Here is a 20,696-nt window from a genome sequence, read left to right on the forward strand (position 1 = left end):
GCAGTTTAACCCGCTTCACGCCTTGCGGCAGAACCGGCGGCCCGGCAACCCGCGCCGCTCATGCGTCGAGGCGGCGAATCCGGAGCGCATCGACGACCAAACCAGCGCACTGCGGAAAAAAAGAAACCCCCGATCGCTCGGGGGTTTCGCGTACAAATGGCGGAGTGGACGGGACTCGAACCCGCGACCTCCGGCGTGACAGGCCAGCATTCTAACCGACTGAACTACCACTCCGCGTTTGAACGGAGGCGGGCGCGAGGCCCGCTTTCCCGCAGCGGCCGGGCCAACGCTGGCGCGTGGCGGCGACTGCGAGAAACGAAACCCCCGATCGCTCGGGGGCTTCGGTACAACTGGCGGAGTGGACGGGACTCGAACCCGCGACCTCCGGCGTGACAGGCCAGCATTCTAACCGACTGAACTACCACTCCGCTTTTGAAACTTGTCGCTTGGTGCTCTGGTGGGTGCTGAGGGTTTCGAACCCCCGACCCTCTCCGTGTAAAGGAGACGCTCTACCGCTGAGCTAAGCACCCTAGCGAGTCGATTAGTTTACGGCATCCTTCAGCGCTTTACCAGCCTTGAACGTCGGATTCTTCGACGCCGCGATCTTGATGGAGTCGCCGGTCTTCGGGTTGCGGCCGGTGCGCTCGGCACGGTCGCGCACCTGGAAGGTGCCGAAGCCCACGAGCGTGACGCTGTCGCCCTTCTTCAGGGCCTTGGTCACTTCCGACACGAAGGCGTCGATGGCACGACCGGCTTCGGCCTTGGAGATGTCGGCGGCAGCGGCGATCGCGTCGTTCAGTTCGGCTTTATTCATTTCTTGATGACTCCATGTGCGGCAGAAGACCGCGGATTGAGGATCGGGTGTCGGCGTGGCCTGCCTCGCCTGGGCGAGACCCCGATGGATATGTTTTGCACTACCAAGCACGCCCGTTCGCGGTGCTCGCAAGCGCTGCATTTATACCAGCGGGCCCATACCCGCGCAAGCCGAAAAGCCAACAACGGCGCGGGTTTGAGCCGTTTGCGCGGGTGCGGTTCAGCGCGCGTCAGTGCTTGACGCGCGGGTTCGAGGATGCTTTCTGCTTGCGCCGCGACGGCGCCTGTTCGGCGTCGGCGGCGGGCTTGGGCGCGAGCGGACGCTCCAGTGCCAGATCCAGCACTTCGTCGATCCACTTCACCGGCACGATCTTCAGATCGCGGGTGACGTTCTCCGGGATGTCGGCCAGATCCTTGCGGTTCTCCTCGGGGATCAGCACGGTGCGGATGCCGCCGCGCAATGCGGCCAGCAGCTTCTCCTTGAGTCCGCCGATCGCCGAGACGCGGCCACGCAGGGTGATCTCGCCGGTCATCGCCACCTCCGACTTGACCGGCACCTTGGTCAGCATCGACACCAGCGAGGTCACCATCGCGATGCCGGCACTGGGGCCGTCCTTGGGCGTGGCGCCGTCGGGCACGTGCAGGTGCACGTCGTGCTTCTGCAGGAAGTCCGCCTCGATGCCGAGCCGCTCGGCGCGCGAACGCACCACCGACAATGCGGCCGACGCCGATTCCTTCATCACGTCGCCGAGCTGGCCGGTCAGGATCACCGCGCCCTTGCCCGGGACCAGGGTCGATTCGATCTGCAGCAGATCGCCGCCGACCTCGGTCCAGGCCAGGCCGGTCACCAGGCCGATCTCGTTCTGCTCCTCGGCGCGACCGAAGTCGTAGCGGCGAACGCCCAGGTACTTGTCCAGGTTCTTCGAGCCGACGCTGACGCGCGCCTTGTCCTTGCGCGCGGCGCCCTTCTTCGCTGCGGCCTTCTTCGCCGGGGCAGCTGGCTGCGGACCGGCCAGCGCGATCTCCTTGACCACCTTGCGGCAGATCTTGGCCACTTCGCGCTCGAGGTTGCGCACGCCGGATTCGCGCGTGTAGTAGCGCACGATGTCGCGGATCGCGTCGGCACCGATCTCCAGCTCTTCCTGCTTCAGGCCATTGGCCTTGAGTTGCTTGGGCACCAGGTAGCGCGTCGCGATGTTGAGCTTCTCGTCCTCGGTGTAGCCGGGGATGCGGATCACTTCCATGCGGTCCAGCAACGGGCCGGGGATGTTCAGCGAATTGGAGGTCGCCACGAACATCACTTCGGACAGGTCCAGGTCCACTTCCAGGTAGTGGTCGTTGAAGGCGTTGTTCTGCTCGGGGTCGAGCACTTCCAGCAGCGCCGAGGACGGATCGCCGCGGAAATCCATCGACATCTTGTCGATCTCGTCGAGCACGAACAGCGGGTTCTTGCTGCCGACCTTGTTGAGGTTCTGCACGATGCGGCCCGGCATCGAGCCGACATAGGTGCGGCGATGGCCGCGGATCTCCGCCTCGTCGCGCACGCCGCCCAGCGACATGCGCACGAACTTGCGGTTGGTGGCCTTGGCGATGGACTGGCCCAGCGAGGTCTTGCCCACGCCCGGCGGTCCGACCAGGCACAGGATCGGCCCCTTCATCTGCTTCACCCGCGACTGCACCGCGAGGTATTCGAGGATGCGATCCTTGACCTTCTCCAGGCCGTAGTGATCGGCGTCGAGGGTTTCCTGCGCGACCTTCAGGTCCTTGCGCACCTTGCTGCGCTTCTTCCACGGCACGCCCAGCAGCCAGTCGAGGTAGTTGCGTACCACCGCGGCTTCGGCCGACATCGGCGACATCTGCTTGAGCTTGTTGAGTTCGGCCTTGGCCTTGGTCTCGACCGGCTTGGGCATGCCGGCCTCGGCGATCTTGCGCGCCAGCTCCTCCAGCTCGCCTGGCGCGTCGTCGAGGTCGCCCAGTTCCTTCTGGATCGCCTTCATCTGCTCGTTGAGGTAGTACTCGCGCTGGCTCTTCTCCATCTGCGACTTGACCCGGCCGCGGATGCGCTTTTCCAGCTGCTGCACGTCGATCTCGCCGTCGACCAGGCCGACCAGCATCTCCAGGCGTTCGCCCACTTCCAGGGTTTCCAGCAGGCGCTGCTTGTCGGCCAGGCGCACGCCGATGTGCGCGGCGATGGTATCGGCCAGGCGGCCGGGCTCGTCGATGCCGGACAGGGTCTGCAGCAGCTCCGGCGGCAGCTTGCGGTTGGTCTTGACGTACTGCTCGAACAGCGACATCAGCGAGCGCGCGATCGCCTCGACTTCGCGCTCCTCGCGCGATTCGGCGGCGTCGATCTCGCGGCCTTCGCCCTGCAGCGCGCCGTCGCGCTCGGCGACCTTGTCGACGCTGACGCGCGACAAGCCCTCGACCAGCACCTTGATGGTGCCGTCGGGCAGCTTCAGCAGTTGCAGCACCTGCGCCAGCGTGCCGACGTTGTACAAGTCGGCCGCCGCCGGGTCGTCGGTCTCGGCGGACTTCTGCGCGACCAGCAGGATGCGCTTGTCGGCCTCCATCGCGTGCTCGAGCGCGCGCATGGATTTGTCGCGACCGACGAACAGCGGGATGACCATGTGCGGAAAGACCACGACGTCGCGCAACGGCAGGACCGGCAGGTCGAGGACTTCGGATTGGGACTGGGCCATGAGGATTCCGATTTGGGAGGCGGGAACGCGATGCGGGCGGCCATAAAAACGCCGATGGCCCCGTTATGGGGCCATCGGCTGGACGATGCAAGGGGAGCGCATAACCCCTTTATGTTTCAGCGACTTACCGGCAGGCACGGGGCGCGCGACGGGGTCGCCGCGCACCGCCCGCCCGGGTCACTCCGCGGAGGCGACCTTCGGCGCCGCCGGCGGGGTCTGGTAGATCAGGTACGGCTCGGACTTGTGCTCGATCACCGACTCGTCCACCACCACCTTGCTGACGTTTTCCTGCGACGGCAGCTCGTACATCGTGTCCAGCAGCACCGACTCGACGATGGTGCGGAGGCCGCGCGCGCCGGTCTTGCGCTTGAGCGCCTTCTTGGCGATGGCCAGCAGCGCGTCCTGGCGGAACTCCAGCTCCACGCCTTCCATCTCGAACAGCTTCTTGAACTGCTTGGTGATGGCGTTCTTCGGCTCGGTGAGGATCTTGATCAGCGCCGGCTCGTCCAGCTCCTCGAGCGTGGCGACCACCGGCAGGCGGCCGACGAACTCGGGGATCAGGCCGAACTTGATCAGGTCTTCCGGCTCGACGTCGGCCAGGATCTTGCCGACCTCGCGCTTGCGCTCGGAGCTCTTCACCTTGGCACCGAAGCCGATGCCGCCGGCGTCGTTGGAGCGCTGCTGGATCACCTTGTCCAGGCCGGCGAACGCGCCGCCGCAGATGAACAGGATGTTCTTGGTGTCCACCTGCAGGAATTCCTGCTGCGGATGCTTGCGCCCGCCCTGCGGCGGCACCGAGGCGACCGTGCCTTCGATCAGCTTCAGCAGCGCCTGCTGCACGCCTTCGCCGGACACGTCGCGGGTGATCGACGGGTTCTCGCTCTTGCGCGAGATCTTGTCGATCTCGTCGATGTAGACGATGCCCTGCTGCGCCTTGTCGACGTCGTAGTCGCACTTCTGCAGCAGCTTCTGGATGATGTTCTCCACGTCCTCGCCGACGTAGCCGGCCTCGGTCAGCGTGGTCGCATCGGCGATGGTGAACGGCACGTTGAGCAAGCGCGCCAGCGTCTCGGCCAGCAGCGTCTTGCCCGAGCCGGTCGGACCGACCAGCAGGATGTTGGACTTGGCCAGTTCGACCTCGTCGTTCTTCTGCCGGCTCTCGATGCGCTTGTAGTGGTTGTACACGGCCACGGCGAGCGTGCGCTTGGCGCGCTGCTGGCCGATCACGTACTGGTCGAGCACTTCCAGGATCTCGCGCGGCTTGGGCAGGCTGCTGCGTGCCGACTGCGCCTTCTCCTCGAGCTCCTCGCGGATGATGTCGTTGCACAACTCGACGCATTCGTCGCAGATGAACACGCTGGGCCCGGCGATCAGCTTACGGACCTCGTGTTGACTCTTGCCGCAGAACGAGCAGTACAGGATCTTGTTGCTGTCGCCGGAACGGCCTTGCCGGTCTTCGCTCATTGCTTCGCTTACCCAGTTACCCCACCCGATGAACGGGGGTTCGATTTCGAGAATAGCACAGGGCCGGGAGGACGCTAGCCCGACCCCGGCCCTGCGGAATACGCTGCGTTTTGCAGTACATGCAAGCCTTATGCCGGCTGGATGGACTCATCCGGACGACGCTCCAGGACCTGGTCGACGAGGCCGTAGGCCTGCGCGTCGACGGCGCTCTTGAAGTTGTCGCGCTCGGTGTCGCGGGCGATGGCTTCCAGCGACTGGCCCGTGTGCTTGGCCAGGATTTCGTTCAGCCGCGCGCGCAGCGTCAGGATCTCGCGGGCGTGGATGTCGATGTCGGTGGCCTGGCCCTGGAAGCCGCCCAGCGGCTGGTGGATCATCACCCGCGAGTTCGGCAGCGCATAGCGCTTGCCGGCAGCGCCCGACGCCAGCAGCAGCGCGCCCATCGAGGCGGCCTGGCCGACGCAGATGGTGCTCACGTCCGGCTTGATGTACTGCATGGTGTCGTAGATCGCCATGCCGGCGGTGACCACGCCGCCCGGCGAGTTGATGTAGATGCTGATGTCCTTCTCCGGATTGTCCGCTTCCAGGAACAGCAGCTGGGCCACGATCACATTGGCCATGTGGTCGTCGATCGGGCCAACCAGGAAGATCAGGCGCTCCTTCAGCAGGCGCGAATAGATGTCGTAGGCGCGCTCGCCGCGGCTGGTCTGTTCGACCACCATCGGAACCAGATTCAAGGCCTTGGTCACATTGTCCACGCGGTGATCTCCTGCTGCTCGGGGTCCATCCCTGCACGGGGGTGTGCAGGGCTTCGCATCGTGTTGCGCCCCGCCGCCGCGGGGAGGTGAAACGGGATCCGCGTCGCGCAGGTCGGCTGCGCAACGCGGCGACGCGTCGTCTTATTGACGGATCGCGTCCTGGAACGACATCGCCTGCTCGGTGTGCTGGGCGCGCTCGGCGATCCAGTCGATCACCTGCTCTTCCATCACACGGCTCTGCAGTCCCCCCATCAATTGGGGATCGTTGCGGTACATCTCAATGACCTGCTCGGGCTCTTCGTAGGTCGAGGCGATCAGGCGCAGCGTCTCCGAGACCCGCTTCGGGTCCAGGCGCAGTTCGTTGCGGCGGGCGACCTCGCCGACCAGCAGGCCGACCAGCACGCGCTTGCGCGCAGCGTCCATGAAGCCTTGGTGGGCGTCGTCCGGCACCTGACCCGGGTCGCGGCCGGAACGGCGCATCTGCTCGACCTGCTGCGCCAGCATGGCGCGCGCTTCGTTCTCGACCAGGCGCGGCGGCATTTCGACCGAGGCGTAGGCGGCGATCAGCTGCTCGCCGACTTCGCGACGCAGGCGGTTCATCAGCGCGCCCTTGAGCTCGCGCTCGAGGTTGATGCGGATGTCCTTGCGGAACTGCTCGGCATCGCCGCTCTTCACGCCGAAGCTCTTGATGAACTCTTTGTCCACCTCCGGCAGCACCGGCGCGGCGACGTCGACCGCCTTCACATGGACCTGGACCTGCTTGCCGGCGAACTGCGGCACGCGCCAGTCGGCCGGGAAGTCGACGGTCAGCGTCTTCTCTTCGTCCTTGGACAGGCCGACCAGGCCCTGCTCGATCGCCGGGAACATGACGCCCGAGCCGATCACGCTGCTGCCCTTCTCCACGCCCTCGGCCGGCAGGCGCTCGTCGCCGACCTGCGACCAGGTCTCCAGGGTCACCAGGTCGCCGTCCTGCGCCGGACGCGCGGCCGGCTGCCAGGTACGACGCTGCAGGCGCAGGTTCTCGATCATCTGCTCGATGTCGGCGTCGGTGACCTCGGCGGTGTGGCGGATCACCTGCAGCTTGGACACGTCGATGTCGCCGAAGTCAGGCACCACTTCGAAGGTGGCCACGAACTGCAGCTCGTTGTCGTCGGCGCGGTCGATGCGCGGGTTGCCGGCCAGGCGCAGTTCGTGCTCGCGCACGGCCGAGTCGAAGGTCTCGCGCAGCAGGCCGTCCAGCGCCTCGGCGCGGATCTGCGGCCCGAAGCGCTGCTCGATCACCTTGGCCGGAATCTTGCCCGGACGGAAGCCCTTGATCCGCGCGGTGCGCGCGACTTCGCGCAGGCGGCCGCCGACATGGGTTTCCAGGCGATCCTCCGGCAGGGTGAAGGTCAGACGCCGTTCCAGGGTACCGGTGGTTTCGATCGAAGCTTGCATGTGGACTCCTGCCACCGGGAGCCCACGGCTCTCGGCACGATGTAGAAAAGTACGGGTTGGCGCGGGCACGGGACAGCCGCCGCAGCCGGATAGTTTCGCCTATTCCCGCGGCGCCTGCCAGCGCAGGGCCGGGAGGCCGCCGTGGCGACGCCGAACCCGCCATCGCCACAAGGGGCCATCGGGGGCTGGATGGTGCGAAAGAGGGGACTCGAACCCCTACGCCTTGCGGCACTGGTACCTAAAACCAGGGCGTCTACCAATTCCGCCACTTTCGCGCTGCGGCGCCGGAAGGCGCCTGCCGGCACATTGTTGCAGGCCGGCCGGCAAAGAAAAAGGCACCTGCCGGAGCAGGTGCCTTTTGTTTTGGTGGGCCGTCAAGGATTCGAACCTTGGACCTATTGATTAAGAGTCAACTGCTCTACCAACTGAGCTAACGGCCCTGAAACTGAGTCGCACATTCTATGTGCTTTTTTGCTTCGTTGCAACACCCCGCGAAGCATCGGGTCACGCGATCAATGGGGTGGCTGAGGGGACTCGAACCCCCGACATCTGGAATCACAATCCAGTACTCTAACCAACTGAGCTACAGCCACCATTGAAACCTTGCATCTCCTGCCCGGCGCCATGTGGCGCGCCCGACAGGAATCGAACCTGTAACCGCCGGCTTAGAAGGCCGGTGCTCTATCCAGTTGAGCTACGGGCGCCCTGGCTGGATTGTCGCATTCCTTTCCGCCGTTGGACATCGGATTGGTCGGGGTAGAGGGATTCGAACCCCCGACATCCTGCTCCCAAAGCAGGCGCGCTACCAGACTGCGCTATACCCCGGCGGAACATCCCTCGCGGCCAAGGCCGGAAAGGTCGGCTATTGTGGGAAGCTTGCGGCCCGCTGTCAACGTCGCATGCACGCAACATCGCCTGCGCTATGCTCACGGCTTGCCATCGGCATCGGCCGAGAGCCATTTTGAAGGAGAAAACAGCATGCTTCGCAGCGGCAACCCCGCCCTGAAGGAATCCACCTTCCTCGATCTGCACAGCGGCAACGTGGTCTCGCCCGGCAACGGCACGGTCGTCGCGCGCGACAGCGGTGCGATGACCCTGAACGGCACCGCCAACAAGACCGGCATCCTGTTGATGCTGACAGCGCTCACCGCCGTATTCGCCTGGAGCCAGTCGGTTTCGATCGATGCCGCGGGCAACGCGATGATCGCTCCTGGCGTGGCCGGCTACGCGCTGGGCGGCCTGATCGGCGGCTTCATCCTGGCCCTGATCACGATCTTCAAGAAGGAATGGTCGCCCATCACCGCGCCGCTGTACGCGCTGGTGGAAGGCTTCTTCCTGGGATCGATCTCGGCGATGTACGAAGTGCGCTTCAACGGCATCGTGCTGCAGGCCGTGCTGCTGACCTTCGGCACCCTGTTCGCGATGCTGTTCGCCTACCGCAGCGGCATGATCAAGGCCACCGAGAACTTCAAGCTGGGCGTGGTCGCGGCCACCGGCGGCATCGCGCTGGTGTATCTGGCCACGATGGTGCTTGGCTTCTTCAACATCCAGATCCCCTACATCCACGCCTCCGGCACGGTCGGCATCCTGTTCAGCCTGTTCGTGGTGGTGGTGGCGGCGCTGAACCTGGTGCTGGACTTCGACTTCATCGAGAGCGGCGTCGAACAGGGCGCACCCAAGTACATGGAGTGGTACGGCGCGTTCGGCCTGATGGTGACGCTGGTGTGGCTGTACCTGGAGTTCCTGCGCCTGCTGTCGAAGCTGCAGTCGCGGAATTGAAGCCGGGAGTCGGGAATCGGGATTGGGGAATCGTAAAAGCGAACTCCCCTTGATCGATGAGCGGGCTTGGCTTCAGACAAGTTTCCGAGCAAAAGAAAGGGCGCCCTGGGGCGCCCTTTCTTTTTTCTGCGATCTTCCGGACGCTCAGAGGCGGCTGGCGATGGCCTTGGCGAAGCCCATGGTGTTGCCGCTGCCACCCAGGTCCGGGGTCAGACCGTCCTTGGCTTCCAGCGTGGCGACGATGGCGTTGCGCAGGCGCTCGGCGTTCTGCGGCTGGCCGATATGGTCCAGCAGCTGCGCCGCGCCCAGCAGCAGCGCGCACGGGTTGGCCTTGCCCTGCCCGGCGATGTCCGGGGCCGAGCCGTGCACGGCTTCGAAGATCGCCGCGTCCACGCCGATGTTGGCGCCCGGTGCCAGGCCCAGGCCGCCGACCAGGCCGGCGCACAGGTCCGACAGGATGTCGCCGAACAGGTTGGTGGTGACGATGATGTCGAACTGCTCCGGGCGCATCACCAACTGCATGCAGGCGTTGTCGACGATCATTTCCTGGAATTCGATCTCCGGGTAGTTCGCCGCCACGTCGCGCGCCACCTTCAGGAACAGGCCCGAGGTGGACTTGATGATGTTGGCCTTGTGCACCGCGGTGACCTTCTTGCGGCCGGTCGCGCGGGCCAGGTCGAAGGCGTAGCGGACGATGCGCTCGGAACCCTTGCGGGTCACCTTGGCCATCGACAGCGCGGTCTCGCCGTCGGCGGACACTTCCTGGCCTTCGCTCAGGTAGGCGCCTTCGGTGTTCTCGCGCACGGTGATCAGGTCCACGCCGGCGCCGAAGCGCGACTTGGTGTTGGGGAACGACTTGGCCGGACGCACGTTGGCGTACAGGTCGAACTGGCGGCGCATGGCCACGTTGATCGAGCTGAAGCCCTCGCCCACCGGCGTGGTCAGCGGGCTCTTCAGCGCCACCTTGTTCTTGCGGATCGACTCCAGCGTGGCGGCCGGCAGCAGGTCGCCGTGCTTCTCCAGCGCCACCAGGCCCGCATCGGCGTATTCGTAGGTGAGGCCGGCGTTCAGCGCGTCGAGCACGAACAGCGTGGCGTCCATGATCTCCGGGCCGATGCCATCGCCACGGATGACCGTGATTGTCTGCGTCATAGGGTTGCGGTTTCCGTACAAGAGGGGGGAGCGCCGCCCGGGAACCGGGGCTGCAGGCGCAAGGAGGTTTCAGCGGTAATTATGCCCGAAGCCGGTGAAGGCGCCCAAAACCGGGCGGCCGCCGGCGCGGTGCCGGCGGCCGTCGACAGGCCGCGGTGGGCTCAGTCGTGCGCGTGCTGCGCCGGGGCGGCGGCGCCGGCCTCCAGTGTGTCGAGGAAGTCCACCGCGCGGCGCAGGTGCGGGATCACGATCGATCCGCCGACCACCAGGCCCACCGAGAAGGTCTCGAAGAACTCCTCGCGGCTGACCCCGGCCTCCTTGCACTGGGCCACGTGGTAGCTGATGCAGTCGTCGCAGCGCAGCACCAGCGAGGCGACCAGGCCGAGCAGCTCCTTGGTCTTCACGTCCAGCGCGCCGGCCTGGTAGGTCTGGGTGTCCAGCGCGAAGAAGCGCCGCACCACCTGGTTCGGCTCGGCCAGGATGCGCTGGTTCATGCGCTGGCGGAACTCGGTGAACTCGCGGACGCGGTCCTGCCCGGAGGCGCCGCCCTCGCCCGTCGCGGCGCCGCTCATGCCTGCGCCTCGGGGGCGTGGCCGTCGAGCAGCGGCTCCAGCTTGCCGGCGCGGTGCAGCGCCATCATGTCGTCGTAGCCGCCGACGTGGACGTCGCCGACGAAGATCTGCGGCACGCTGGTGCGCCGCGCCAGCGCGACCATCTTCTCGCGCTCGGCCGGGTCCAGGTCGATCCGCACCTCGTTCCAGGTGCGGCCCTTGCTCTTGAGGAAGTTCTTGGCCGCCACGCAGTACGGGCAGATCGCGGTGGAATAGAGGGTGATCGGCGGGCCGCCGGCGTGGCCGGTGTCGGCAGTTGGGTTGTCCACGGGAAACTCCGGGCGGTGTAGAAGGTCCAAGCCACTATGGTAGCGGCCGGGTGGATTTTCGAGGCCGCTGCCGCAACACTGCGAATCATCCCGGATTCACCGTCGTCCCGGCCGCCACCCGGCGTCCGCCTGCCCCCCTGGAGCCTGTCTTGCGCCTGCTGCCGCTCGCCTTCGCGATCACCCTGGCCACCGCCTGCGCCGTGGCGCCGGCCCAGGAGAACAAGCTGCCGGACATCGGCTCCTCGGCCGGCGAGCTGCTGACCCCGGCGCGCCAGGCCGAGTACGGCAAGATGATGCTGGCCGAGCTGCGCAGCTACGGCTACGTGCTCGAAGACCCGCTGATCGACGACTGGCTGCAGACCATGGGCACCCGGCTCGGCGCCAACAGCGACCAGCCGCAGCAGAAGTTCACCTTCTTCATGCTGCGCGACCGCCAGATCAACGCCTTCGCCACTCTCGGCGGCTACGTGGCGGTCAACGCCGGGCTGGTGCTGACCGCCGAGCGCGAGGACGAGGTCGCCGCGGTGCTGTCGCACGAGATCGCCCACGTCACCCAGCAGCACGTGCTGCGCGGGGTCGAGCGGGCGCAGCGCGACCAGATCCCGATCCTGCTCGGCATGCTCGCCGCGGTGGTCGCGGCGCAGCAGGCCGGCGGGCGCTCCAGCGGCGACGCCACCCAGGCGGCGATCGCCAGCGGCCTGGGGCTGATGCAGCAGCGCCAGATCGACTACACCCGCTCCAACGAATCGGAGGCCGACCGTCTGGGCATCCGCACCCTGGCGCGCAGCGGCTACGACGTCGACGCGATGGCCGGCTTCTTCGAGCGCATGTCGCTGGCGATGCGCGGCAACCAGGGCGGCTACAGCACCCCCGACTTCCTGATGACCCACCCGGTCACCACCACCCGCATCAGCGAGGCCCGCGAGCGCGCCGAGCAGATGAAGAAGAACACCCTGACCCTGACCACCAGCGTGCCCGGCGGCACCCTGAAGGAGCGGGTCGATCCGAACGACGTGTCGCTGAGCCAGCCGCTGGGCGCGCCCAGCAACCCGCTGCTGCCCGGCGGCCTGCAACTGCCGTTCGCCAACTACGCGCGCGGCCCCAGCGGCCAGTTCGAATGGGCCCGCGAGCGGCTGCGGGTGTTCAGCGCCAACACCCCGGCCGATGCGATCCGCGAGTACGAAGGCCTGCGCCAGGGCAGCAAACAGGGCCTGAGCGATGCCCAGCGCTACGGCCTGGCGCTGGCCCGGCTGCGTGCCGGCGGCAGTGCGCAGGAGGTCGCGCAGACGCTGGAAAGCCTGCTGCAGGCGCACCCGGACAACTGGTGGCTGACCGTGGCGGTGGCCGAGGCCGAGGCCAAGGCCGGCCGCAACCAGGCCGCCGACCAGCGCTTCGAGGCGCTGGTCAAGCGCATGCCCAGCAACCGGGCAGTGGCGCTGAGCTATGCGACTGCCCTCAACGAACAGGGCGGCCGCCAGGCCGGCCAGCGCGCCCAGGCGGTGCTGCGGCCGCTGCTCGGGGCGGCCGCGGAGGATCCGGTGTTCCAGCGCACCTTCGCCCGTGCCTGCGAACTGGCCGGCGACGACACCCGGGCCGGCGAGGCGTATGCCGAGGCGGCGTACCTGAACGGGCATCCGGAGCAGGCCCTGATCCAGCTGAGCAACCTGAAGAAGCGCAGCGACCTGGACTACGTGGCGCGCGCGCGCATCGACGCCCGCATCGCCGCGATCACCCCGACGGTGCTGGAACTGCGCCGCCAGGGCGTGCAGGACCCGGACATGCAACGGCGCTGAAACGCGCCCGTGTCAGGCGTCACTCAAACGTAATAAAACCGTAGTCTACTGGCGACCTTCCTCCCCAGTTCCACGGTGCCGTTGTGCAGAAACGCATCCTGATCGTCGACGACGAGCCGGCCATCCGCGACATGGTCGCGTTCGCCCTGCGCAAGGGCGACTTCGAGCCGGTGCACGCCGGCGATGCCCGCGAAGCGCAGACCTCGATCGCCGACCGGGTCCCGGACCTGATCCTGCTGGACTGGATGCTGCCCGGCACCAGCGGCCTTGAACTGGCCCGGCGCTGGCGCAAGGATGCGATGACCCGCGAAGTGCCGATCATCATGCTCACCGCCCGCGGCGAGGAGAACGACCGCGTCGGCGGCCTGGAGGCCGGCGTCGACGACTATGTGGTCAAACCGTTCTCGGCACGCGAGCTGCTGGCGCGGATCCGCGCGGTGATGCGTCGCACCCGCGAGGACGACGAGGACGGCAGCGTCTCGGTCGGCAGCCTGCGCATCGACGGCGCCGCGCACCGGGTGTTCGCCGGCGAGGCGCCGGTGCCGATCGGCCCGACCGAGTACCGCCTGCTGCACTTCTTCATGACCCACCCCGAGCGCGTCTACAGCCGCGCGCAGTTGCTCGATCACGTCTGGGGCGGCAGCGTCTACGTGGAAGAGCGCACCATCGACGTGCACATCCGCCGCCTGCGCAAGACGCTGGAGCCGTTCTCGGTGGAAAACATGGTGCAGACCGTCCGCGGTTCCGGCTATCGCTTCTCTGCGTCCATCTGACCGCCGCCTTCGCCTGCTATAACGGCGGACGGATCACGATCCTTTGCGACAGAGTGCGTTCCCGATGCCCCGCCACATCCGCTCCGCCTGGTTGAAGACCCTCGGCACGCTCGCCGGCCTGCTGTTGCTGGCGTTGCTGATCGGCTGGATCGGCGGCCATGTGTGGATGGCGCTGACCCTGATGTCGCTGGGGGTGATGGGCTGGCACTACTGGCGACTGCGGCGGGTGCTGCGGCGGCTGACCGCGCGCCAGCGCTGGGAGCCGCCGGCCGGCACCGGCGTGTGGAACGAACTGGACCGGCTGCTGTACCGCAGCCAGGCGGAAATGCGCGTGCGCAAGCGGCGCCTGCTGGACATGCTGCGCGCCTACCGCGCCGCCGCCGCGGCACTGCCGGACGCGGTGGTGGTGGTGGACCGCAACAGCCAGCGCATCCAGTGGTTCAACGAGGCGGCCGGCACCCTGCTCGGCCTGCGCCACCCCGGCGACCTCGGCGCGCCGGTGGTGGAGCGGCTGCAGCCGATGCCGCTGGCGCACTGGCTCAGCGGCGGCCGCAACGCCGAGCCGATGCTGGACATGCCCTCCCCGGTCGACGACCGTCTGCGCCTGAACCTGCGCCTGATCCCCTATTCCGACGACCACTGGCTGCTGGTCGCGCGCGACGTCAGCAAGCTGCTGCAACTGGAGCAGGTGCGCCGCGATTTCGTCGCCAACGTCTCGCACGAGTTACGCACGCCGCTGACCGTGGTCCACGGCTACCTGGACATGCTCGACCCGGAGGACTTCCCGGATTCGGGGCCGATGATCGCCGAGATGCGCAAGCAGTCGCAGCGCATGACCCAGCTGGTCGAGGATCTGCTGACCCTGTCGCGGCTGGAATCGCAGGAACACGCCAACGAGGAGTCGATCGCGATGGCGCCGATGCTGGCCACGCTGCGCCGCGAGGCCGAGGCGCACAGCCAGGGCCGGCACCGCATCGAGGTCCACGACGAGGCCGATTGCGACCTGGTCGGCTCCAACAAGGAACTGCACAGCGCCTTCTCCAACCTGGTCACCAACGCGGTGCGCTATACCGCGGCCGGCGGCACCATCCGCATCACCTTCGCCCGCGAGGGCGATGGCGCGGTGCTGGCGGTGCGCGACAGCGGCTACGGCATTCCCGCGCATCACCTGCCGCGGATCACCGAGCGCTTCTACCGCGTCTCCAGCAGCCGCTCGCGCGAGAGCGGCGGCACCGGCCTGGGCCTGTCGATCGTCAAGCACGTCCTCGGCCTGCACCAGGCGCGGCTGGAGATCGAGAGCGAAGTCGGCAAGGGCAGCACCTTCTCCTGCCACTTCGGCGCCGGGCGCGTGCATCCGCGGCACGACCATGCCACCCTGACCTCCGCCTAACGAGAGACACCATGCCCCGCCGCGCCCCTGCCCTGCCGCCCACGCCGCCCCCGGACATTCCCAGCGACCCGCTGCGCGACCCCGCGCTGTACATCAACCGCGAGCTGTCGCAACTGGACTTCAACTTCCGGGTGCTGGCGCAGGCGCAGGATCCGCAGGTGCCGTTGCTGGAGCGGCTGCGTTTCCTGTGCATCTCCTGCACCAACCTCGACGAGTTCTTCGAGATCCGCGCCGCCACCGTGCGCCACGCGCAGGAATTCGGGCTGCCGCCGGCACCGGACGGCATGAGCCCCAATGCCATCCTCACCTCGATCCACGACCGCGCCGCGCAACTGGTCGACCAGCAGTACCGCTGCTGGAACGAGGTGCTGCGCCCGGCGCTGAAGGAGGCCGGCATCGGCGTGCTCGGCCGGCATTCCTGGAACGCGCGGCAGAAGCGCTGGCTGCGCGCCTACTTCCGCAACGAGATCATGCCGGTGCTGTCGCCGCTGGGCCTGGACCCGGCGCATCCGTTCCCGAAGATCCTCAACAAGTCGCTAAACATCGTGGTGGTGCTCAAAGGCACCGACGCGTTCGGCCGCGTCGGCCACCTGGCGATCGTGCGCGCGCCGCGCTCGCTGCCGCGCATCATCCAGTTGCCGGAAAGCCTGGCCGAGGGCGGCCAGAGCTTCGTGTTCCTGTCCTCGGTGCTGTCCACCTTCGTCGACGAGCTGTTCCCGGGCATGGAGGTGATGGGTTCCTACCAGTTCCGCGTCACCCGCAACTCGGAACTGGTGGTGGACGAGGAGGAAGTGGAGAACCTGGCGCTGGCGCTGCGCGACGAACTGGTCAACCGCGGCTACCGGCCGGCGGTGCGACTGGAAATCGCCGAGGACTGCCCGAAGTCGATCGTGCGCACCCTGCTGCAGAACTTCGAACTGCCGGAAAACGCGGTCTACCGGATCAACGGCCCGGTCAACCTGAGCCGGGTCAACCAGGTCTACGACCTGGTGCAGCGCCCGGACCTGAAGTATCCGCCGATGAATCCGCGCACCCTGCGCGACAGCGAAGGCATCTTCGAGATCGCCGCCGCCGGGGACGTGTTGCTGCACCACCCGTTCGACGCCTTCACCGCGGTGCTGGACCTGATCAAGCAGGCCGCGATCGACCCCAACGTGCTGGCGATCAAGCAGACCCTGTACCGCACCGGCAAGGACTCGGCGATCGTCGATGCGCTGGTGCTGGCCGCGCGCAACGGCAAGGACGTCACCGTGGTGGTGGAACTGCGCGCGCGCTTCGATGAAGAGGCCAACCTGGGCCTGGCCGACCGCCTGCAGGAAGCCGGCGTGCAGGTGGTGTACGGCGTGGTCGGCTACAAGACCCACGCCAAGATGCTGCTGATCGTGCGCCGCGAGGGCCGCAAGCTGCGCCGCTACGTGCACCTGGGCACCGGCAACTACCACAGCGGCACCGCGCGCGCCTACACCGACCTCAGCCTGATCACCTCCGACGTGGACATCGGCAACGACGTGCACCTGCTGTTCCAGCAGTTGTCCGGGCTGGCGCCGAAGATCCGCCTCAAGCGCCTGCTGCAATCGCCCTTCACCCTGCATCCGGGCGTGCTGCACCGGATCGAACGCGAGACCAAGCTGGCGCATGCCGGCCGCCCGGGCCGCATCATCGCCAAGATGAACGCGCTCAACGAGCCGCAGGTGATCCGCGCGCTGTACGCGGCCTCGCAGGCCGGGGTCAAGATCGACCTGATCGTGCGCGGCGCCTGCACCCTGCGCCCGGGCGTGCCGGGCGTGTCCGACAACATCCGGGTGCGCTCGATCGTCGGCCGCTTCCTCGAGCACAGCCGGGTCTACTGGTTCGGCAACGACGGTGCGCCGGAACTGTTCTGCGCCAGCGCCGACTGGCTGGAACGCAACCTGCTGCGGCGCGTGGAGACCGGCTTCCCGATCCTGGATCCGGACCTGGTCAAGCGCATCCACCGCGAGGTGCTGCAGAACTACCTGGCCGACAATCTCAACGCCTGGGAACTGGACGCCGACGGCAACTACCGCAAGCTGGCCCCGGGCCAGGACCAGCCGCCGCATTCGGCGCAGCTGGCCCTGCTCGACGGGCTCTGAGCACACCGCGGCGCAGCGCCAACGGCGCGCGCCGCGCATCGGCTACCATTCCGCCATGCCTGCCACCTCCCCCACTCATCCGCCGCTGCGCGACGGCGACCTGCTGGCCGCCATCGACCTGGGCTCCAACAGCTTCCACATGGTCATCGCCCGCTACCAGCTCGGGCAGCTGCGGGTGGTGGACCGCCTGCGCGAGACCGTGCGCATGGCCGACGGCCTGGACAACAAGGGCGGACTGTCCACCGAGGCGCGACAGCGCGCGCTGGAATGCCTGGCGCGCTTCGGCCAGCGCCTCCGCGACCTGCCCTCGCTGCGGGTGCGCGCGCTGGCCACCAACACCGTGCGCCAGCTGCGCTCGCCGCAGACCTTCCTGATTCCCGGCGAAACCGCGCTGGGCCATCCGATCGAAGTGGTCAGCGGCCGCGAGGAAGCGCGCCTGATCTACCTCGGCGTGGCCCATGCGCAGCCGCCCAAGCCGGACGAACGCCGCCTGGTGATCGACATCGGCGGCGGCTCCACCGAATTCATCATCGGCAGCGGCTTCCAAACCCTGGAACGCGAGAGCCTGCAGGCCGGCTGCATCGCCAGCACGCGGCGCTTCTTCCCGGGCGGCAAGCTGTCCAAGAAGAAGTGGAAGGACGCGCTGACCGAGATCGGCGCCGAGTTCCAGCAGTTCGCCGGGCAGTACCGTGCGCTGGGCTGGCACGAGGCGCTGGGCTCGTCCGGCACGCACAAGGCGATCGGCGAGATCTGCGCGGCGATGAAGCTGACCAAGGGCGCGATCACCGCCGAGGCGCTGCCGCAGTTGCGCGACCGCCTGCTGCTGGCCAAGCGCATCGAGGACATCGACCTGCCCGGCCTGTCCGCCGACCGCCGGCCGATCATCGCCGGCGGCGTGCTGGTGCTGGAGGCGGCATTCCAGGCCCTGGGCCTGCAACGGCTGATGGTGAGCAAGGCGGCCATGCGCGAAGGCATCCTCTACGACATGCTCGGCCGCGGCGGCGAGAACGATCCGCGCGAAACCGCGATCGCCGCGCTGACCCAGCGCTACGGCATCGACGAGGCGCAGGCCGCGCGCGTGGAGCACACCGCGATGGCGCTGTTCGAGCAGGTCGCCGGCGACTGGGCGCTGGATGCCGACGACGCGCGCATGCTCGGCTGGGCCGCGCGCCTGCACGAACTTGGCCAGGCCATCGCGCACAGCCAGTACCACGTGCACGGCGCCTACGTGCTGGAGCACTCGGACATTGCCGGCTTCTCGCGGCAGGAGCAGCAGGTGCTGGCCACGCTGGTGCGCACGCACCGCCGCAACGTGTCCAAGACCGCGTTCGACGCACTGCCCGACCGCCTGCTGCTCAGCGCCAAGCGCAAGGCCGCGCTGCTGCGTCTGGCGGTGCTGCTGCACCGCGCGCACGAGGCCGACCCGATCCCGGCGCTGGAACTGAAGGCCGACGGCGCCAACCTGCACCTGATCCTGTCGCAGCCGTGGATCGAGTCGCGGCCGTTGCAGCGTGCCGACCTGATCGGCGAGGTCGAGGGCATGGCCGGGTTGGGGATCAATTTCCGTCCATTTGTCGCTTGAAAGCCGGGACTCGGGACTCGGGACTCGGGACTCGGGACTCGGGACTCGGGACTCGGGACTCGGGACTCGGGACTCGGGACTCGGGACTCGGGACTCGGGACGGCAGCATGCTGTCCGCGGTCAAATGGTGGTCAAGCGATTTGATGAGAAAAGTGCCGGTTTTTGAAAGAAAACCCGCCCCTCGTGAAGCCGCGACACCGCGGCTTTTTTGTGGGAGGGGCTTCAGCCCCGACGCCTTACCGATACAGCGTCGGGGCTGAAGCCCCTCCCACAGAAAAGCGGCACGGCGACGCACTTGCGAAAAACCCCGAATCCCCAATCCCCAATCCCCAATCCCGGCTTTTAGCGTCATCGTTCCTACATGCGCTGGACATGTTCGCTTCACTGCATTGCGCGAGGCTTAGTCAAACCGGAGCCCCCGCATGCGCTACGCGATCGTCACCGAGACGTATCCCCCTGAGGTCAACGGCGTCGCGCTGACCGTGCAGGGGCTGGAACTGGGGCTGCGCGCGCGCGGCCATACGGTCGACGTGGTGCGTCCGCGCCAGGCCGGCGACGCCGACCCGGCGGATCTGCGGCTGGTGCGCGGTGCGGCGCTGCCGCGCTACCCCGGACTGAAGTTCGGCCTGCCCGCGCCGCGGCGCCTGACCAAGCTGTGGCAGGCGGCGCCGCCGGATGCGGTGTACATCGCCACCGAGGGCCCGCTGGGCTGGTCGGCGCTGCGCAGCGCGCGGCGCCTGGGCATTCCGATCGCCACCGGCTTCCACACCCGCTTCGACGAGTACCTGCCGCAGTATGGCGCGGCCTGGCTGCAGTCGACCGCGCTGCGCTGGATGCGGCGCTTCCACAACCAGGCCCAGGCGACCCTGGTCCCGACCCGCGAACTGCGCGACTTCCTCGCCACCCAGGGTTTCGAGCGGGTGCGCCTGCTGGCGCGCGCGGTGGACAGCAAGCAGTTCGAGCCGCAGCGCCGCGATCCGCAGTTGCGCGCGCAGTGGGGCCTGCAGGACGACGACTGCGCGGTGCTCTACGTGGGCCGCATCGCCTCGGAGAAGAACCTGCCGCTGGCGGTGCGCGCGTTCCGCCAGTTGCAGCAGCAGCGTCCGCGGGCGCGCTTCGTCTGGGTCGGCGACGGCCCGCTGCGCGAGCGCCTGGCGCAGGAGAATCCCGACTTCATTTTCTGCGGCATCCAGCGCGGCGACGCGCTGGCGCGGCATTTCGCCAGCGGCGACCTGTTCCTGTTCCCCAGCCGCAGCGAGACCTTCGGCAACGTGACCCTGGAAGCGATGGCCAGTGGCGTGGCCACCGTCGCCTTCGACTACGGCGCGGCACGCGAATACCTGCGCGACGGCATCAATGGTGCGGCGGTGGCCGACGACGAGGCCTTCATCGCCGCCGCGCTGCGCCTGGGCAGCGACGACGCGCTGCGCCAGCGTCTCGGCGAGGCGGCCTGCGCGTCGATGCAGCAACTGCGCCCGGAGCGCGTGGTGGCCGATTTCGATGCCCTGCTCAACCAACTGGCGGACACCCGGAGGACGCATGTCGACGCGGCTTGAGATCCTGCGCGGGCACGAGACCCGCTGGTGCCGGCGCGCCAACCACTGGTGCCGGCGGCGCTCGGTGCGACGCTTCTTCGCGGTGATCAGCCGCCTCGGCGACGGCGTGTTCTGGTACGCGCTGATGACCCTGCTGGTGCTGTGCGACGGCATGGACGGCGTGTTCGCCTCCGCGCACATGGCCGCCACCGGCGTGGTCGCGCTGAGCCTGTACAAGGGTCTGAAGCGCTGGACCCGCCGCCCGCGTCCGTACGCCGCCGATATGCGCATCCGCGCCTGGGTGGCGCCGCTGGACGAGTTCAGCTTCCCCTCCGGCCACACCCTGCACGCGGTGTCCTTCGGCATCGTCGCCCTGGCCTACTACCCCTGGCTGGCGCCCCTGCTGGTGCCCTTCATCGCCTGCGTGGCGCTGTCGCGGGTGGTGCTGGGCCTGCACTACCCCAGCGACGTGCTCGCCGCCACCGGCATCGGCACGTTGTTGGCGGGCGTGTCGTTGTGGTTGATATAAGGCC

General features: G+C 67.8%; 16 protein-coding genes and 8 tRNA genes. 8 read left to right on the forward strand and 16 right to left on the reverse strand.

Translation table 11 applies throughout. The annotated features are described in order from the left end of the window. Positions 1-157: 157 nt before the first annotated feature. From SLW56_RS03330 to SLW56_RS03390, 13 genes are all read right to left on the reverse strand, one after another. Positions 158-234 (reverse strand) — tRNA-Asp (locus tag SLW56_RS03330). Between the two features lie 117 nt (positions 235-351). Continuing rightward, positions 352-428 (reverse strand) — tRNA-Asp (locus tag SLW56_RS03335). A gap of 27 nt (positions 429-455) precedes the next feature. After that, positions 456-530: transfer RNA gene (locus tag SLW56_RS03340), tRNA-Val, on the reverse strand. A gap of 11 nt (positions 531-541) precedes the next feature. Beyond that, the gene (locus SLW56_RS03345) at positions 542-955 is read right to left on the reverse strand and encodes an HU family DNA-binding protein (protein WP_157835168.1); all 414 of its coding nucleotides are present in this window, start codon (positions 953-955) and stop codon (positions 542-544) included. Between the two features lie 88 nt (positions 956-1,043). After that, a complete protein-coding gene (lon, locus tag SLW56_RS03350) occupies positions 1,044-3,512 on the reverse strand; it encodes an endopeptidase La (RefSeq protein WP_267123383.1) in 2,469 nt (822 codons plus the stop codon). A 177-nt stretch (positions 3,513-3,689) separates the two neighbouring features. After that, the gene (clpX, locus tag SLW56_RS03355; RefSeq protein ID WP_017907830.1) at positions 3,690-4,976 is read right to left on the reverse strand and encodes an ATP-dependent Clp protease ATP-binding subunit ClpX; all 1,287 of its coding nucleotides are present in this window, start codon (positions 4,974-4,976) and stop codon (positions 3,690-3,692) included. A 128-nt stretch (positions 4,977-5,104) separates the two neighbouring features. After that, positions 5,105-5,731, reverse strand: a complete 627-nt coding sequence (gene clpP, locus SLW56_RS03360; protein WP_267095971.1) for an ATP-dependent Clp endopeptidase proteolytic subunit ClpP — start codon at positions 5,729-5,731, stop codon at positions 5,105-5,107. A 141-nt stretch (positions 5,732-5,872) separates the two neighbouring features. Next, the gene (gene tig / locus SLW56_RS03365) at positions 5,873-7,168 is read right to left on the reverse strand and encodes a trigger factor (RefSeq protein ID WP_295908074.1); all 1,296 of its coding nucleotides are present in this window, start codon (positions 7,166-7,168) and stop codon (positions 5,873-5,875) included. Between the two features lie 190 nt (positions 7,169-7,358). Further along, positions 7,359-7,443: transfer RNA gene (locus SLW56_RS03370), tRNA-Leu, on the reverse strand. Between the two features lie 89 nt (positions 7,444-7,532). Then, positions 7,533-7,608 (reverse strand) — tRNA-Lys (locus SLW56_RS03375). A gap of 76 nt (positions 7,609-7,684) precedes the next feature. Further along, positions 7,685-7,761, reverse strand: a tRNA-His gene (locus SLW56_RS03380). Positions 7,762-7,795: 34 nt separating this feature from the next. Beyond that, positions 7,796-7,872, reverse strand: a tRNA-Arg gene (locus SLW56_RS03385). A gap of 44 nt (positions 7,873-7,916) precedes the next feature. Continuing rightward, positions 7,917-7,993, reverse strand: a tRNA-Pro gene (locus tag SLW56_RS03390). Positions 7,994-8,146: 153 nt separating this feature from the next. Between SLW56_RS03390 and SLW56_RS03395 the strand changes: the two genes are divergently transcribed. Further along, a complete protein-coding gene (locus SLW56_RS03395; protein ID WP_017917385.1) occupies positions 8,147-8,947 on the forward strand; it encodes a Bax inhibitor-1/YccA family protein in 801 nt (266 codons plus the stop codon). Positions 8,948-9,091: 144 nt separating this feature from the next. Here the strand turns inward: SLW56_RS03395 and SLW56_RS03400 are convergent, their stop codons facing one another. The 3 genes from SLW56_RS03400 to grxC all read right to left on the reverse strand — a co-directional run bounded on the left by SLW56_RS03400 (position 9,092) and on the right by grxC (position 10,979). Continuing rightward, positions 9,092-10,099 (reverse strand): isocitrate dehydrogenase, encoded by a 1,008-nt coding sequence (locus SLW56_RS03400; protein ID WP_017907834.1) that lies wholly within the window; start codon positions 10,097-10,099, stop codon positions 9,092-9,094. Positions 10,100-10,260: 161 nt separating this feature from the next. Then, complete coding sequence (locus SLW56_RS03405; protein ID WP_017917387.1) at positions 10,261-10,671, reverse strand: carboxymuconolactone decarboxylase family protein; 411 nt, start codon at positions 10,669-10,671, stop codon at positions 10,261-10,263. After that, on the reverse strand, positions 10,668-10,979 hold the full coding sequence (gene grxC / locus SLW56_RS03410; RefSeq protein ID WP_017907836.1) for a glutaredoxin 3: 312 nt from the start codon (positions 10,977-10,979) through the stop codon (positions 10,668-10,670). The genes SLW56_RS03405 and grxC overlap by 4 nt, the downstream gene beginning before the upstream one ends. A gap of 149 nt (positions 10,980-11,128) precedes the next feature. On the opposite strand from grxC, the gene SLW56_RS03415 reads away from it, so the two are divergent. The 7 genes from SLW56_RS03415 (at position 11,129) to SLW56_RS03445 (ending at position 20,692) form a co-directional block, all read left to right on the forward strand. Continuing rightward, positions 11,129-12,772, forward strand: coding sequence for a M48 family metalloprotease (locus SLW56_RS03415; protein ID WP_017907837.1), 1,644 nt, complete (start codon positions 11,129-11,131; stop codon positions 12,770-12,772). A gap of 83 nt (positions 12,773-12,855) precedes the next feature. Continuing rightward, a complete protein-coding gene (phoB, locus tag SLW56_RS03420; RefSeq protein WP_017907838.1) occupies positions 12,856-13,545 on the forward strand; it encodes a phosphate regulon transcriptional regulator PhoB in 690 nt (229 codons plus the stop codon). A gap of 64 nt (positions 13,546-13,609) precedes the next feature. Beyond that, on the forward strand, positions 13,610-14,935 hold the full coding sequence (gene phoR, locus SLW56_RS03425) for a phosphate regulon sensor histidine kinase PhoR (RefSeq protein ID WP_017907839.1): 1,326 nt from the start codon (positions 13,610-13,612) through the stop codon (positions 14,933-14,935). 11 nt (positions 14,936-14,946) lie between these two features. Then, entirely contained in the window at positions 14,947-17,046 is a 2,100-nt protein-coding gene (gene ppk1 / locus SLW56_RS03430) for a polyphosphate kinase 1 (RefSeq protein ID WP_267084683.1), read from the forward strand. Positions 17,047-17,101: 55 nt separating this feature from the next. Further along, on the forward strand, positions 17,102-18,628 hold the full coding sequence (gene ppx / locus SLW56_RS03435; RefSeq protein ID WP_017907841.1) for an exopolyphosphatase: 1,527 nt from the start codon (positions 17,102-17,104) through the stop codon (positions 18,626-18,628). Positions 18,629-19,050: 422 nt separating this feature from the next. Next, on the forward strand, positions 19,051-20,184 hold the full coding sequence (locus tag SLW56_RS03440) for a glycosyltransferase family 1 protein (protein WP_017907842.1): 1,134 nt from the start codon (positions 19,051-19,053) through the stop codon (positions 20,182-20,184). Further along, entirely contained in the window at positions 20,168-20,692 is a 525-nt protein-coding gene (locus SLW56_RS03445) for a phosphatase PAP2 family protein (RefSeq protein ID WP_152180698.1), read from the forward strand. The genes SLW56_RS03440 and SLW56_RS03445 overlap by 17 nt, the downstream gene beginning before the upstream one ends. Positions 20,693-20,696 lie beyond the last annotated feature (4 nt).

It is taken from the genome of Xanthomonas sp. LF07-6, from assembly GCF_034105445.1.
GTDB lineage: Bacteria > Pseudomonadota > Gammaproteobacteria > Xanthomonadales > Xanthomonadaceae > Xanthomonas_A > Xanthomonas_A sontii.